The organism is Streptosporangium sp. NPDC002524 (genome assembly GCF_040295985.1).
Lineage (GTDB): Bacteria > Actinomycetota > Actinomycetes > Streptosporangiales > Streptosporangiaceae > Streptosporangium.
This window is the reverse complement of record NZ_JBEOWK010000026.1, coordinates 36,577-49,249: the sequence shown is the minus strand read 5'-3', so window position 1 is coordinate 49,249 and position 12,673 is coordinate 36,577. Positions and strand designations below refer to the sequence as shown.

Below are 12,673 nucleotides of genomic sequence, written 5' to 3'. Positions count from 1 at the left end.
GGTGGCCCCGCCCCCGGGTGCGGCCGGGGGCGGGGCGGGCGGGTCAGCGGAGGGTGGCGACGATCACGACGGTGTGCGGCTCGTCCTCGCCGAACACGAGGTCGGGGTACTTCTCGGCGTAGTGGCGCTCGGCGGCGCGCAGCACGGGGGCCTGCCGGGGGTCGTCGCCGTACGTCACCTGCAACCACCAGCGCAGGGACTCCTTACTCACCATGAGCGTGAGGTGGGGAGGGAAGCCCTTGCCGCAGGCCAGGGCGACGATCGCCTCGTCGCTGAGGTTGTCCAGCCAGGCCCGCTCGGCGCGGCCCAGCAGGGTGATCTCCATCAGGTCGGCGGGCACCGGGTTTTCCTTGCCGGTGGCGACGAGCGCGGCGAGGTAGCTCGTCCGGGCGGCGTTGATCTCGGAGGCGATGACCCAGTAGTAGGCGGGGTCGGCGTACTTCTCCATGAGCGCCAGGGCGCGCTCGTGGTGGAGCTTCGCGTGGGCGAAAAGCTCCGCGATGTCCGTGGCGATCATCTTCTGCCGAGGGGCCATGTTGTTCTCCTGGGGACGTTGGGCAAGAGGATCGCTCCCCCTTGCTTGCACTCCTAAAGGTATATGACCCTTACCCAAAAGGCAAATCGGGGGTGTTGGGGGTGGGGGTCCGGTCGGTGCGCCGGCCCCCCACCGGAGGCTCTACACGGTCTTGGCCCACTCAGGCAGGGCGAGGCCCTGCACGCGGGCATACTGGGCCAGGAGACCCGCCGCGTGAAGCTTCTCGACTTCGGCCAGGACCTTCAATGCCTCGACATCACGGCTCACACGGTTCAGCCCCCGCTTCTGCCCGTGCATGATCTTCTCGACTATGGCCACGGTCTCGGGGTCCACCCGGTCGAGCCGGTCAGCGAGGGTGAATGCCCAATGGATGACCTTGGCGTAGGACTCCTCCCCCGGGGCGGCACCCTCGACCGCCGGGATGGGCGCCTGCCCGGTCTCCTCGGCGACGTCCCACGGCCCGGCGGCCCCCACCGTGCGAGAGACCAGCTCGGCGTCAACCAGGCCGTTTCCCGCCGCCTGGAACCTGCGGACGTCGGCGACGGCCTCCTCGTTCCACGCGCGGTCGTACACCCGGCCGGGGGTGCTCTCCAGCACGGTCCGCAGACCGCCGCCTCGGACGGCGGTGTATCGCACGGCGTACTCGGTGCGGGTCACCGGCGCGAGGGGCTTGAGCGCGGCACTGACGCGGCGCAGACGCTGGTCTGGGTTCTCCTGCACATATCGCACGCACAGGGACATCCCCCACGGCTTGGCGCCGTCGTCGTCGCGGGCCGGGCGGTCGCCGACCGGGCGCAGGGAGGCGAGCCACCGGTTTCCCGGCGGGCAGCCGTGCGCGGGCAGGCAGTCGTCCCACGCCACGGCGGCGACCTCGGCGCGAAGGCCGAACATCTCCAGCACGTCCCCGGCCCGGACCTCGCGCGGGCCGACGTGCTCAACCGCGGGGGCGGGCTCCTCGGCGACCGGGGCGGGCCACCAGTCGCCGTCGACGAACTCGACGAGCTTGGCGTCGACCGGCAGCCCGTGCCGCTTCTGGAGCGTCCTGACGGTCTCCACGATGAGCGCAGGGGACGTGTCGGTGAGGGGGAGCGGGACGGTCAGGACGCCGTTGCGGGCGGTCAGCTGCACGGCCAGCGCGCCCTCGGGGAACGGCGGCGGCTGGCTGATGGCGGGGCGGATCGTGGTGAGGTCGAGCTCGATGGCCAGGCCGTTGGGGCCAGCGCCGGTGTAGATCCTCTGCGCGAGGACCGTGCCCGCCTTGCTCGGGTCCCGCGCGATGCGCGACGCTTCGGGGTCGGTGACGATCCAGAAACCCGGCTGGTCGCTGTCGAGGAGCTCGACCGCGTCGCCCTCGGCGTACGTGGCGGGGGCGGGCGCCTGCTCGGTCTCGGCCGAGGGCTCCGGCGCGGTCTCCCCCGGCGCGGGGGGCGGCTCGGCCATGCCGCGCTTGGCCGCTCGGCGCGTGCAGGTGTCGCAGTCGTGCATGCCCTCGCGGGCGTGCCACCCCTTTGCAGCTGCCACGGCGGACCTGACGGAGCAACTGACGTTCTTTCCGCACAGGGTGGTGGCCGGGTGGTCAGGGTGGCGGACGTGCCTGTTGTCGAGCGTGGAGGTGAGCACGTATTCGATCACGATCGGCGTGACCGGCTCGGCGGGCGGGGTGTCGGTCTGCTCCTGGTCGACGACGGTCCAGCGGCCCGGCTGGAAGTCGGACGCGCCAAGACGGCACCGGCGGCCTCCGGCCACGGGGGCGGCCCACCACATCGCCAGGTGGGCGCCGGGGACGGCGGGGATCAGCTCGGTCAGCTTGTAGAGCTTGCCGGTCTTGGACTTGACGGTGGTGCCGATGGCGAGGGCCTCGATGTCGCTGTCGAGCATGGGTTCTCCTGGGGTGTGGGGCAAGGGGACCGCTCCCCCTTGCTTGCACTTCTAAAGGTATACCTACCTTACTGAAATGGCAAATCGGGGGGCGGGGTGGGTGGACGCGAGACGGCCGCCGGGGGTGTGCGATCCCGGCGGCCGTGGGCGGGCGGCCTAGGCGTTCGGCCCGGGGGCGCCGAGCAGGACCGGCAGCGCGGCCCGGCGGACGCACAGCACGGTGTCGCCAGCCTCAACCTCGAAAGTGCCCCGGTCGGGCTGGTCGGGGGCGACGTCGCTGATCGCGATCCAGCGGACGCGGGTTACCCCGCCCTCGAGGTGCTCGACCTCCTGGACCTTGGCGTAGTGGTCGCCGGTGATGATCAGGTGGCCGTGCCGTCCGCCCTGGAGGGCGGGGGCGTTGACCGGGACGACGCGGGGGACGCACGTGCGGCGGTTGGTGTCCACGGGGCTCCTAGGTGGTGGGCGAGCTCTGGCGGGCGGCGCGGCGGGCGCGCATCCGGATGAGGCGCTGGGCGTCGGTGGGCTCGATCCACTGGTGCCAGCCGACCATCGGCCTCCAGATGTCGGGGTGGTTCTACTTGGGGGTGTTGCAGGCGGCGCAGTCGTTCGGGGCGGGGATGACCGGCGCGGCCGGGCGGATGCTCGTCATGGCTCCTCGTCGGGGGGAGGGGCGGGCGGCGTGGGTGCCGCCCGCCGTGGTGGGCTACTGGCCGCAGTGCGGGCAGAAGTCGGGGGCGGTGTCCTCGGGCGAGCGGTAGACGGTCTCGCCGCAGCGCTCCGGCCAGTCGTAGGTGAGCGTCGAGCTGTTGGGGAGCGTGTATCGGCGCTGCCGGGTGACGGTCTCGTAGCAGATGAAGGCGATCGGGTTCTCGCCGCAGCACCGGGTGACGATCCGGTCGCCCTCGACGTCGAGAGTGTCGACGTCGCCGACCATGCCACCGAGCACGTCAAGGCCGGGGTCGGTGCTGCCGCAGGCCGGGCACGCCGGGTCGATGTGCGGGGTGAAGGTGCGGGCCGGGGCGGTGGTGGCGGTGCGGGTCATCGGGGGCCTTTCCGAGGTTCCTGGGGCGTCGGGGAGGAGGCGGGGCGGGCGGCTCGCAGTGCCGCCCGCCCAGCGGGTCAGGCGCAGGCGCCGCAGAGGGCGAAGGACTCGCCGGAGGTGGCGCGGTGCAGGTCCGCGCTGATCCGGGCGTGGCAGCGCTCGCAGAGCGCGACGTCCCCGGCGCCGAGGGCCTCGACGATGAGCAGCCGCAGGTCCCGGCGCGCGGTGGTGGGGGCCTCGACGTAGCCGAGGCCAGCCAGGACCGGGCGGGCGGCGCGCAGGGCGGCGCGGCCGAACCGGGGGGCCGGGGGCGCGGTGGCGGTGCTGATCATCGTGTCCTCCTGGACGGTCGGGGCGAGGGGATCGCTCCCCCCTCGCTCACACATCTAAAGGTATATCCTCCTTACGCTTAGAGCAAGTCGGGGGGAGGGGTGGATCGGCCGGGTGCTCCAGTTCGACGCAGGCCGGGCGCCAGTGTGGGGCGGGGTGGCGGGTCGCCGGCTGATTCTCAGGGCGCGAGGAGGCGTCTCACGTGCGGAGACTCGCCCCCCTCCCCTCGATTTGCCATCTTTGTAAGGATGCTATACCTTTGGATGTGTTGGAGCGGGGGGAGCGATCCCCCGCACTTACCCAGGAAGGGGCCCCATGGGTTCCGTTTTCAGGGCGTTCGTCGCCCTCGCGTTCGTCGCCCTCACGGCGCTGTTCGCCCCCGCCGCGCACGCTGCGGCGGCTGACGGTTCGATCACCAGCCCCACCCCCGGCGCCACCGCGCCGGTCGGGGAGCCGGTCAAGCTCTCCGCCAGCACCTCGGACGTCTGTGACGCCCGGCTCATCGTCGCCACCCCTGACGGTGAGAAGGTGCCGGTCGCAACCGCAGGGGCCGACCCCCTGTGCGGCGTGACCAGCCTCGGCGGCGCCTACACCCCACAGGCGGCGGGCACCTACACCGCCATCCTCACCAGCCCGAAGGATGGCGAGATCTCGCAGGTGACGTTCCGGGCGACCAGCCCAGCGCCGACCGCGACGCCGACCGTCACGGTGACCGTGACCCCGGCGCAGAGCGCCACGCCGACCGCGACGCCGACGCCGACGCCGACTGTCACGGTGACGGTGACCCCGACGCCGAAGCCGACGAAGACGCCGACGCCCAAGCCGACGAAGACGGCGAGCAGCACCGCCAGGCCGAAGGCCACGCCCACGAAGCCGGTCACCCCGGCGACCGTGTACGTGACCCCGAGCGCGGCGGCGCAGGGGTTCGTCCAGCCCCCGGCGGGTCCGACCCCCGCCGCGCTGGAGACCGACACCCCGGAGTTCCCCCCGGCTACGCCGGTGGTGGCAGCCCCCGCCCCTGCTGCTCAGCAGCCGGTGCTCGCCTACCGGGTCGTCAGTGACGGCTCCGATGCGGGTTCACCCCTGCTGGCCGTAGCGGCGACCTCCGGGTTCTTCCTCGGCCTCATCGGTCTGGGAGGCGGCTACCTCCTGTACCGCAAGAGCCGCGAGACGAACGCGAAGGCGTAACCCTCCCCGCCCCCCGGTCAGCCAGACCGGGGGGCACCCCTCCCCCTGCCAGGAAGGGGGGTGCGATCCCCCTCCCAACGCCCCAGGAACCCCAGGAAGGCCCCCGATGTCCACACCCCAGGACCCCACCGCCGTCCCGCCCGCAGTGATCGAAATCAACGCCGACCCGCTCCGCTCCCCCGCCTACCTCCTGCGCCTGGAGACCTGCTGCCCCGGCCAGTGGCGGCTCGTATGGCCCGGAAGCGGCCTTCCCGGCGGATCCATCTACGACCGGGGAGTACCGCCCCACACGCTCGACCGGTGGGTGCACGTCATGGCCACCGCCCACCAGCCGGGTGACCCGCACGCCGACCGCTACCACTGGGCCCAGATCACCGACGCCATCCCCCACGCCTACGAGCAGGCCCAGCGCCTGCGCCCCCACCAGTAGCCGACCCCAGGGGGCGGGCCACCCCCGCCCCCTGCCCGCCCCCTCACCCTCGCAAGGAAGGACCGCCCCTCTCATGACCGTCGCACTGGTGCCCGCCCTGCCCGCCGACCACGACAACCACGACGACCGCTTCGACCTGGAGCAGCCACAGCTCTGGTCGGCCGCCGCCCGCCGCCACGCCGACGCCCTGAAGCTCGCCGAGGTCCGCGTTGCTCAGCGCCGCGAGGAAGCCGCCGTGGTGTCCTCCCGGTGGACGCCCGCCGACTTCCGCCGGATGCTCACCTCCCTGTCGGACGTCCGGCTTCCGCCGCGCGCCGACCGGGCGACGCTGCTGGAGCTCTACAAGCAGCTGCTGGTGGAGATGGACGGCATCGGCGACCTGGTCGCAGCGGCGCGTGAGGACCGCGACCGTGACGTGATCCTGGCCGGAGAGCTCAACGACCTGCTGGAGGCCGCCGACGAGGCGACCCGCGCGGAGCGGCGCCTAACGAGCGAGAAGTCCGGCGAGGAGCTCGCGATCGCGCTTCTCGGCCATCTCGATGAGCACCTGATCGCCCAGCTCGCGGGCGGGTACGCCGCGCGGGTCCTCGCCCAAGCCGTGGTGGTGGCCGACATCCGCGAAGCGGCGCACGCCGAGCTCGAGCGCGCGGCGGCGGCCATGATCCGGCTGCCCGGCATGGCCGAGGCGTCGCAGGCCCCGGGCGTGATCCGGCGGGCGGGCTCGTCGTTGCGGGCGATCGCGGCCGGGAAGTTCGCCCGACTGGTGATGAACGCCCTCGACCTGGACGAGCTGCGGGTCAACCCCGACGAGATGCGGGCCACCCCGTACGAGGCGTAGTGCCCCTGCAGTGGCTCCCCGTGGACGTGCCCGGGGGGTGATGGCATGTCCCGGATTCGCCCGACCACGCCAGGTCGAGGCGCGGTGAGCGTCCACCCCCCAGCACTCCACAACTTGCCATTTTTGTAAGGATGATATACCTTTAAGTGCGTTAGTGAAGGGTGTGGTTCTGTGTGGTCTACAGATACGACGGCCCCAGGAAGCGACCTTGCACCGACTGCGCAGGAGCAGATCATGACCAAGCAGCCCGTCAGCGCCCCCGGCACCCGGGTCTACTGCCGGACCGATGCACCCACCAGGCACATCGCGGCCCCTCATGGGATCGACAAGACCCTGTGTGGCCGCCGGATCAAGCACTACGGCCGCGACCTTTGGGCCCAGCAGCGCGCGCTGGTCTACGACCTGCCGCAGTGCCGCCCCTGTGAGCAGGCGGCGATCAGGCTGGGCCTGGTCGAGGGCCCTGAGATCTACAGGGCGACTGAGCCTCCCGCCAGTGGCTTCTACGCGTGGGAGGCGCGCATGAGCGTGCAGCGCGAGATGGGCGCCCAGTGGAGCCCCGCAGAGCTCAGGGCACTGGACAGCGCGGCGCGCACGATCGGGTGCCGGGTCGACAGCGACGGCAAGAGCAAGATCACAGTGGCATGCCGCATCGAGAGGCAGCGCGGGGTGCGCGGGGACCGCACCCACGCACAGCAGCAGGCGCAGGCCGTGGTGCCGCTTTTGCTGGAGCAGGCGGGCATCACCGCCCGGACGCAGACCACCAGGCCCTGCATCTCGCGCGTCACCACCGAGGAGGCCGACGCCGAGCGGCAGGCGGGTTTCCAGGTGCCGCTGCTACCGCGCCGCTGACCGCGCAGAAAGGGCCGGAACCCCCTCCCCGGGTTCCGGCCCTTTCTGTATGCACACACAGTGGCCTGTGTGGGTCTATGTGGTCTATAGGTACGCCGAGCGCTCCTCCTCGAGCGGCGGGAACAACCCCGGCAGGTGACGGCGCAGCACGGCGGCGAGCTCCTCGGAGATCTCCGACCACCGGGCCTGATCCGTGGAAAAGCGTCCCTCGAGCAGCGCCCGCCGTAGCCGCTCGTCGACCGGCGGCTCGGCGGGTTCGGCGGTGCCGAGCTGCGCGAGCCTTCCCACGGCGGACACGCGATACCGGCCGCCCAGGACCTCTCCGAGGACCTCGCCGACGAGGTCGGCGTAGCCGCGCGAGGCGAACGTCTCGGCGACGTCCTCGCGGCGAAACGTCAGCCGGGCGGCCCCGTCGCCGATCACCACGGCGCAGCACTGGGCAAACAGCATCACCCACACGAGCGGGGACCGCCGGTGGACAGCGGCGAGTACGGCCGGCCACTCGGGGAACGCCGTGGCGATCGCCTCGACGCGGGCATCGGCCATATCGGTGACGTACAGACCGGGGACGGGGGCGGCGGGCACCAGCCGCAGCGCGCCCCCGGCGCCCTGGTGGCCGCGGGGCGGAGGTGGGGGCGGGTCGAGCCAGGGGGCCTCGACTCCGGCCCGGCCGGGCAGGTGGTGAAGCGTGCCGGAGGTGGACGCCCCTGGGCGGGCGTGTCTACTCACTGTGTTCTCCCACCGCTACGGGGACGGGCTCGCCGCTGGCCGCGGCCGCCGCCGCGGCGGCCTTCTTCTCCTTGGCGGCCTTGACGCGGGCGACGATGTTGTTCACCACGCTGGCCTGCTGAATTTCGACCGGTCCGCCGCCGGGCCCGGTGATGGTCAGCTCCATCGGCTTGACGCCCGCCCAGTTGTCGCGGTCGAGGCGGGAGGCGATCTCCAGGGCGCCGCGCCAGTCCGGTGGCTGCACCTGCTCCTCTTCCACGCTGGAGCCGTCCGGCATCTCCCGCCTGGAGGTCTTGATGACGTAGCCGCCCAGCACGGCCTTGAAGGCGGCGTCGATGACCTGGCCGACCGCCGTCTGCCCGGCTGCGATGAACTTGTCGTGGAAGTCGCGCAGGTGCTCGGGGGCGTCGTCGGGTTTGCCCTCGGCGAGCCAGCGCCGCAGCGTGGACTCGCCGATGCCGCACAGCGCGGCCGCCCCGGTGATGCTCTGGCCCTGCTTGCGGATCTCGCACAGCGATTCGGCGAGCTCCGGGGTGAGCTTGGTCGGGCGGCCCCCTTTGTTGGGCTGTTCGCCGTCGACCATCAGCTCACCGCGCCGAACTTCTTGATGCGGGCGGCGACGGCGTCGCGCGGCACCGTCACGGTGTTGCCGAAGCGGTGGCTGGGCAGCTCTCCGTCCTCGATGAGGCGGCGCACGCTGGTATAGCCGATGCTGAGGGCGGTGGCCACCTCGTCCATCTGCAGGGGCCGGTCGGGCAGGCTGGCGAGCCGGTCGGCGATGAGGTCGGCGCGGTGGCAGGCGGCGAACCACCGGAAGTTGCCCGCGCCGATGGCGAACACGCGGTTCTCCTTGACGAGGAGCCGCAGGTGCTGGTGGGCGCGGAAGACGTTGCCGGGGATGAGGTGGAAGTCGGCCGAGAGCAGCCCCGCGGTGCCGGCCTCGACCAGGAGGGCGTACATCTGGGCGCGGACCAGCTCGGCCTGCTGGCGCGCGCCGAGCTCGGGGGCCGCCGGCGCCTGCTCGGTGGCGGCCTGCTCGGCGGCCGGGGCCAGGGCAGCGCTCTGCAGGACGGTCTGGTCGGGGTCCAGGAGCTTCGCGCCGCCGCGGACCATGTCGGCCATCTCGTCCAGGGCGTCGGCGAACAGGTCGCGGTGCGAGGTGGCGAGGGTGGCGATAGCGCTCATGAGGTGGGGGTCCTTCCGAAGGTCAGGCAGGCAGCAGCGGGGCGAGGTCGTGCCAGGTGCGGGTGGCGCAGGGTGGTGAACACCTGGGGGTCCTGTTCGTCGGGGGCGGAACGTTCAAACGGGCGGAGTGTGGCATAAACGCGAGTTAGCGTCTCGGCGGGCCGGTCTGGGGCTATGACCTGCGGTAACCGTGCCACGGGGTCACGGGACGCGGCGACGGCCTCGGCGTCGGTTTCGCGCTGTTCTCGGCCCGCAGGACAGCGGACAGGACGATCTCCAGGACGTGGACGGAGGCGACGATCCACGCCACAGCCACGAGCCAGGAGATCGCGGAGGTGGCAGCAGCCCAGACGAGGGCGGCGATGGTGGCCACGCGGATCACCTGGCCGACGAGGGCGGCGCATCCCTGATCGCTCATGCGCTCACCGCCGCGGCGGCCTCGGGGGCGCGGTGAAGGCCCGCGGGCGGACCGGGCAGGCCGGGCGGGTCCGGGGTGGTGGTGAACCACCCGGGCCGGGGGGCGATGCGGGCGGCGGCGGCTTTGGCCGCGAGCTCGTCGAAGAGCGGCGTGTCTGTCACGCCGGGAGGAGTATCAGATGGGCCGGTTAACGTCGCGCCGGCGCCTCAGGCGCTGGTCGGCGGCGCCGGGTGCTGCTGGTTGCGCCGCAGCAACGGGTGCGGGTCGACGCTGCACTCGCAGGGCAGGTTGATCTTGTCGACGGGCGCGTCCGGGTCGGGGTTCATCCGGGTTCCGGTGCACTCGCCGTGGTGGCCGGTCGCACACGCCAGTGACCAGCGGCTCACGTCAGAGACGCCGGGCGGCAGGGTGATGGGTGCGTCGGCTCTCATGGGCATATGGTCGCACGGCGGGTGGGGCTTGGCGTACCTTTCGCGTGGTCGGGCGGGGTCTGGACACGGCGAAGGCGGCCCCCCGGGAGCGTCGGGGGGCCGCCTTGTGGGAGCGGGGTCAGATCGTGGGCGCCTCCTGGTCTTCGCTGCCGGGCAGGCTCGGGCGGGGGGAGCCGAGGAGCTTCTCCACGTACTCGGCGACCTGGTGGCCGATCTCGTCGTACGGGGGGCGCTCGCCGGAGAACGGCGGGTCGGCGCCCTGGGTGCGGGCCTCGGCGTAGGCGTTCAGGAGGAGCCGCAGCTCCTGCAGGGGGTCAGGGACGGTGTCACTGCCGGTGGCCGCCTCCCAGACGAGATAGACGGCGTCGTCGACGACCTGGCCGGGGTCCAAAGCGCCGAAGTCTTCGGGGAGGACCGGGCCGACGCGCGAGCCGGGGCCCAGGACGGTCTCGCGGTAGATGGTGTCGACGGGGATGTCGAGGTGGACGCGGGCGATGACGAGGAGCTCGCCGACCTCGTCCTTGCCGAGGGTCTTGCCGCCTGCGGGGCGGACGTCGACGGAGTAGAAGACGGTGGGCTTGCTCATGACGCGACGACTCCGAGGGGTGAGGTGCGGGGGACGGCGCGCACGCCCGTGGCGATGGCGGGGGCGGCGTGCTCGGCGAGGGCCTGGACGAGCGGGGTGAGGGCGAGCCAACGGCGCGGGTTGCGCGTGGCGTCCTTGGCGGCCAGTTCGTTGGCCGGGATCCAGTCCGGGTACGGGCCGCTGGCGTGGTAGACGGCCTGCCAGCCGATGACGTCCATGATGGCCTGGCCCTGGCGGTCGAGGGCGACCAGCAGGTTGCGGGCGTCGCGCGGCGTCATCTCGGCGATGGAGGTCTGCCGGTCGCCGTAGGACCAGTAGACGTTCTGGCCAAGGAGGGTGAACCAGTCCACGAGAAGCTCCATGGGAGGAGGGGACCCCCGCCCTGGTGGGGGCGGGGTGTCCGGCTTGAGGTCAGACGGCGGCGGCGTAGAGCTTCCGGTGCGAGGAGTACGAGGCCAGGGAGGCGGCGCGGGCCTCGTGGGCGTCGTGGACGCTGGTGGTCGTGGCGGCGGCGACGGAGGCGAGGATGAGCTGCGGGGCGATGTTGTGGCCGAAGGTCACCGGGTCCGAGCCGTGCTCGTAGGTGGTGTCCCACTCGGCGTAGATGCGCAGGGTCACGTCGGCGGTGTCCTCGTTGACCTCGACCTCGACGTGCTTGCGGCGGTAGGTGACGACCAGGTTGGCGGCGGCGTCGCCGAGGTCGCCGATGTTGCGGACGCCGGGGGCGAAGCCGTAGCCGAGGGTCAGCTCGGCGGCGAGGTATCCGGCGTAGGGGAGGTTGTCGAAGGCCATGGTGGTCCCTTTCGTCCTGGGGCGGTTCGCCGGTCCGGATCGCACCCCGTCCCGACACACATAAAGGTATATCCTCCTTACTTTGGTGTCTAGTCAGGGGTTCGGACGGGGGTCATTGAGGCGGGCCTCCAGGTCGACGAGCGTTTCCCCGACGTCATCGGGGTGAGCGACCAGCAGGGCCAGCGTCGCCAGGTCCTCCTGGGGGATGTCGCACCAGACCGCACCGCGCCGCATGGTCTCGGGCAGCGGCGCAAGGATCCGGGTGAAGGTCTCTAGCCGCGCCGCCAGCCGCGCCGTCTCCGCCGCCTCGCGGGCGGCGCCGGTCTTCTTCCCGGCCAGGTAGGCGAGCCAGGCGACGGCGGCCGCGGGCAGCACCCACGCCAAGACCATCGGCACCGCCCACACCAGCGCCCCGAGCGCGACGCCTACGAGAGCGGCGACGGCCACCAGCGCCGCGAGGGCCTTCACCGCGTCCTCCGGTGCGTCACCAGGCGGTGGCGGCGCCGTACGGCGCGGGCCGAGGGAGCGGGTTTCAGAGTCTGCGTGGTCATGACCGCACATGTAGCCCAAAACCGGGTTTACGTCCTTTCGCAGGTCAGAGCGACGTAAGCGCCCCGAATCCCTACTGTTCGGCCCGGGTCCCCACCCGACACACCCCAGTCCCGTTCGCGGGCGGGGTGCTGAATGGCTGGGAGGGGACCCGCATTGGGTGCCGAGAATGTTTTTGTCCCTCAGGTGGCCAAGCTGTGGCTCGGCCCGGTTGGCACGGTCGCCCCGGACGGCCCCACCGTCACCATGCCCACGGGCTGGAAGGATGTCGGGCTGTTCACCCCTGACAGCCTGAACTGGGCGACCGACCCGCAGTTTGAAGAGGCGAGGGCGCACCAGTCCAACTACGCGGTCAGGCGCTGGCAGACCGAGGACTCCGCGACGCTGGAAGTGGACCTCATGGAGTGGACACTGGAGTCGTTCCGGGCGGTGTACGGCGGTGGCACGATCGAGGAGATCACCCCGTCCGGTTCCCCCGCCCCTCCGAGCTACTTCAAGTTCACCCCGCCCGCGATCGGTTCCAGGCAGGAAGTCGCGGTGTGCCTGGAGCTGGGAGACGGCCCGCGCAGGATGCGGCGTATGATCCCGCGCGCCGAGCAGGCCGAGGGCGTCGAGCAGTCGTTCGAGCGCGCCTCGAACTCCACGCTGCCGCTGCGCCTGTCGGTCCTGGGCGGCGACGTGGGCGCCCCCTACTACGACCTCATCGCCTCGACCTGGGCGGCGTTCGAGCCGCCGGCCTGACCGAGGCGGGAGGCCCCCGGGGCGAGGGACGAGCAGGGGCGCGAGCTGTACGAGCTCGCGCCCCTGTGGCGTTCCCGGGGGCCGCCGCCGCGACGTAAGCGGCCAGACCGTCTACCGTCCGCCGCGCACTCTTCAGCTCGATCTTGGGG

General features: G+C 72.1%; 20 protein-coding genes. 5 read left to right on the top strand and 15 right to left on the bottom strand.

The window, feature by feature from the left end; genetic code table 11:
• Positions 1-43 precede the first annotated feature (43 nt).
• From ABT053_RS34230 to ABT053_RS34210, 5 genes are all read right to left on the bottom strand, one after another.
• Complete coding sequence (locus ABT053_RS34230; protein WP_350974835.1) at positions 44-535, bottom strand: hypothetical protein; 492 nt, start codon at positions 533-535, stop codon at positions 44-46.
• A 141-nt stretch (positions 536-676) separates the two neighbouring features.
• Positions 677-2,413 carry a hypothetical protein gene (locus ABT053_RS34225; protein ID WP_350974833.1) on the bottom strand — a complete coding sequence of 579 codons (1,737 nt, stop codon included), beginning with the start codon at positions 2,411-2,413 and terminating at the stop codon, positions 677-679.
• 156 nt (positions 2,414-2,569) lie between these two features.
• Positions 2,570-2,860, bottom strand: a complete 291-nt coding sequence (locus tag ABT053_RS34220) for a hypothetical protein (protein WP_350974832.1) — start codon at positions 2,858-2,860, stop codon at positions 2,570-2,572.
• A 259-nt stretch (positions 2,861-3,119) separates the two neighbouring features.
• Positions 3,120-3,458: a hypothetical protein gene (locus ABT053_RS34215; RefSeq protein WP_350974831.1), complete on the bottom strand. Its 339-nt coding sequence runs from the start codon at positions 3,456-3,458 to the stop codon at positions 3,120-3,122.
• Between the two features lie 77 nt (positions 3,459-3,535).
• On the bottom strand, positions 3,536-3,844 hold the full coding sequence (locus tag ABT053_RS34210; RefSeq protein WP_350974829.1) for a hypothetical protein: 309 nt from the start codon (positions 3,842-3,844) through the stop codon (positions 3,536-3,538).
• 259 nt (positions 3,845-4,103) lie between these two features.
• Here ABT053_RS34210 and ABT053_RS34205 point away from each other — a divergent pair, with 259 nt between their 5' ends.
• The 4 genes from ABT053_RS34205 to ABT053_RS34190 all read left to right on the top strand — a co-directional run bounded on the left by ABT053_RS34205 (position 4,104) and on the right by ABT053_RS34190 (position 7,093).
• Complete coding sequence (locus ABT053_RS34205; protein ID WP_350974828.1) at positions 4,104-4,976, top strand: hypothetical protein; 873 nt, start codon at positions 4,104-4,106, stop codon at positions 4,974-4,976.
• Between the two features lie 106 nt (positions 4,977-5,082).
• The gene (locus tag ABT053_RS34200; RefSeq protein WP_350974827.1) at positions 5,083-5,406 is read left to right on the top strand and encodes a hypothetical protein; all 324 of its coding nucleotides are present in this window, start codon (positions 5,083-5,085) and stop codon (positions 5,404-5,406) included.
• Positions 5,407-5,479: 73 nt separating this feature from the next.
• Positions 5,480-6,244 carry a hypothetical protein gene (locus tag ABT053_RS34195; protein WP_350974825.1) on the top strand — a complete coding sequence of 255 codons (765 nt, stop codon included), beginning with the start codon at positions 5,480-5,482 and terminating at the stop codon, positions 6,242-6,244.
• A 171-nt stretch (positions 6,245-6,415) separates the two neighbouring features.
• Entirely contained in the window at positions 6,416-7,093 is a 678-nt protein-coding gene (locus ABT053_RS34190) for a hypothetical protein (protein WP_350974824.1), read from the top strand.
• Positions 7,094-7,177: 84 nt separating this feature from the next.
• On the opposite strand, the gene ABT053_RS34185 is transcribed toward ABT053_RS34190, so the two are convergent.
• The 10 genes from ABT053_RS34185 to ABT053_RS34140 form a co-directional block, all read right to left on the bottom strand.
• Positions 7,178-7,822 (bottom strand): hypothetical protein, encoded by a 645-nt coding sequence (locus ABT053_RS34185; protein ID WP_350974823.1) that lies wholly within the window; start codon positions 7,820-7,822, stop codon positions 7,178-7,180.
• A complete protein-coding gene (locus tag ABT053_RS34180) occupies positions 7,815-8,405 on the bottom strand; it encodes a hypothetical protein (RefSeq protein ID WP_350974821.1) in 591 nt (196 codons plus the stop codon). The genes ABT053_RS34185 and ABT053_RS34180 overlap by 8 nt, the downstream gene beginning before the upstream one ends.
• Complete coding sequence (locus ABT053_RS34175; protein WP_350974819.1) at positions 8,405-9,007, bottom strand: excisionase family DNA-binding protein; 603 nt, start codon at positions 9,005-9,007, stop codon at positions 8,405-8,407. The genes ABT053_RS34180 and ABT053_RS34175 overlap by 1 nt, the downstream gene beginning before the upstream one ends.
• A gap of 172 nt (positions 9,008-9,179) precedes the next feature.
• Positions 9,180-9,425, bottom strand: coding sequence for a hypothetical protein (locus tag ABT053_RS34170; RefSeq protein WP_350974817.1), 246 nt, complete (start codon positions 9,423-9,425; stop codon positions 9,180-9,182).
• The gene (locus ABT053_RS34165; RefSeq protein ID WP_350974815.1) at positions 9,422-9,586 is read right to left on the bottom strand and encodes a hypothetical protein; all 165 of its coding nucleotides are present in this window, start codon (positions 9,584-9,586) and stop codon (positions 9,422-9,424) included. The genes ABT053_RS34170 and ABT053_RS34165 overlap by 4 nt, the downstream gene beginning before the upstream one ends.
• 45 nt (positions 9,587-9,631) lie before the next feature.
• Complete coding sequence (locus tag ABT053_RS34160) at positions 9,632-9,856, bottom strand: hypothetical protein (RefSeq protein ID WP_350974814.1); 225 nt, start codon at positions 9,854-9,856, stop codon at positions 9,632-9,634.
• Positions 9,857-9,974: 118 nt separating this feature from the next.
• Positions 9,975-10,442 (bottom strand): hypothetical protein, encoded by a 468-nt coding sequence (locus ABT053_RS34155; RefSeq protein ID WP_350974812.1) that lies wholly within the window; start codon positions 10,440-10,442, stop codon positions 9,975-9,977.
• Entirely contained in the window at positions 10,439-10,804 is a 366-nt protein-coding gene (locus tag ABT053_RS34150) for a hypothetical protein (RefSeq protein ID WP_350974810.1), read from the bottom strand. The genes ABT053_RS34155 and ABT053_RS34150 overlap by 4 nt, the downstream gene beginning before the upstream one ends.
• Before the next feature lie 49 nt (positions 10,805-10,853).
• Positions 10,854-11,234, bottom strand: a complete 381-nt coding sequence (locus ABT053_RS34145; RefSeq protein WP_350974809.1) for a hypothetical protein — start codon at positions 11,232-11,234, stop codon at positions 10,854-10,856.
• Positions 11,235-11,327: 93 nt separating this feature from the next.
• Entirely contained in the window at positions 11,328-11,702 is a 375-nt protein-coding gene (locus ABT053_RS34140) for a hypothetical protein (RefSeq protein ID WP_350974808.1), read from the bottom strand.
• 216 nt (positions 11,703-11,918) lie between these two features.
• Between ABT053_RS34140 and ABT053_RS34135 the strand changes: the two genes are divergently transcribed.
• The gene (locus ABT053_RS34135; RefSeq protein ID WP_502991936.1) at positions 11,919-12,524 is read left to right on the top strand and encodes a phage tail tube protein; all 606 of its coding nucleotides are present in this window, start codon (positions 11,919-11,921) and stop codon (positions 12,522-12,524) included.
• The last annotated feature ends 149 nt before the right edge of the window (positions 12,525-12,673 follow it).

Coding starts and splice junctions, on each gene's coding strand:
- ABT053_RS34230 (WP_350974835.1), bottom strand. CDS start 535: ATGGCCCCTCGGCAGAAGATGATCGCCACGGACATCGCGGAGCTTTTC.
- ABT053_RS34225 (WP_350974833.1), bottom strand. CDS start 2,413: ATGCTCGACAGCGACATCGAGGCCCTCGCCATCGGCACCACCGTCAAG.
- ABT053_RS34215 (WP_350974831.1), bottom strand. CDS start 3,458: ATGACCCGCACCGCCACCACCGCCCCGGCCCGCACCTTCACCCCGCAC.
- ABT053_RS34210 (WP_350974829.1), bottom strand. CDS start 3,844: ATGTGTGAGCGAGGGGGGAGCGATCCCCTCGCCCCGACCGTCCAGGAG.
- ABT053_RS34205 (WP_350974828.1), top strand. CDS start 4,104: ATGGGTTCCGTTTTCAGGGCGTTCGTCGCCCTCGCGTTCGTCGCCCTC.
- ABT053_RS34200 (WP_350974827.1), top strand. CDS start 5,083: ATGTCCACACCCCAGGACCCCACCGCCGTCCCGCCCGCAGTGATCGAA.
- ABT053_RS34195 (WP_350974825.1), top strand. CDS start 5,480: ATGACCGTCGCACTGGTGCCCGCCCTGCCCGCCGACCACGACAACCAC.
- ABT053_RS34180 (WP_350974821.1), bottom strand. CDS start 8,405: ATGGTCGACGGCGAACAGCCCAACAAAGGGGGCCGCCCGACCAAGCTC.
- ABT053_RS34175 (WP_350974819.1), bottom strand. CDS start 9,007: ATGAGCGCTATCGCCACCCTCGCCACCTCGCACCGCGACCTGTTCGCC.
- ABT053_RS34170 (WP_350974817.1), bottom strand. CDS start 9,425: ATGAGCGATCAGGGATGCGCCGCCCTCGTCGGCCAGGTGATCCGCGTG.
- ABT053_RS34160 (WP_350974814.1), bottom strand. CDS start 9,856: ATGAGAGCCGACGCACCCATCACCCTGCCGCCCGGCGTCTCTGACGTG.
- ABT053_RS34155 (WP_350974812.1), bottom strand. CDS start 10,442: ATGAGCAAGCCCACCGTCTTCTACTCCGTCGACGTCCGCCCCGCAGGC.
- ABT053_RS34150 (WP_350974810.1), bottom strand. CDS start 10,804: ATGGAGCTTCTCGTGGACTGGTTCACCCTCCTTGGCCAGAACGTCTAC.
- ABT053_RS34145 (WP_350974809.1), bottom strand. CDS start 11,234: ATGGCCTTCGACAACCTCCCCTACGCCGGATACCTCGCCGCCGAGCTG.
- ABT053_RS34135 (WP_502991936.1), top strand. CDS start 11,919: ATGGCTGGGAGGGGACCCGCATTGGGTGCCGAGAATGTTTTTGTCCCT.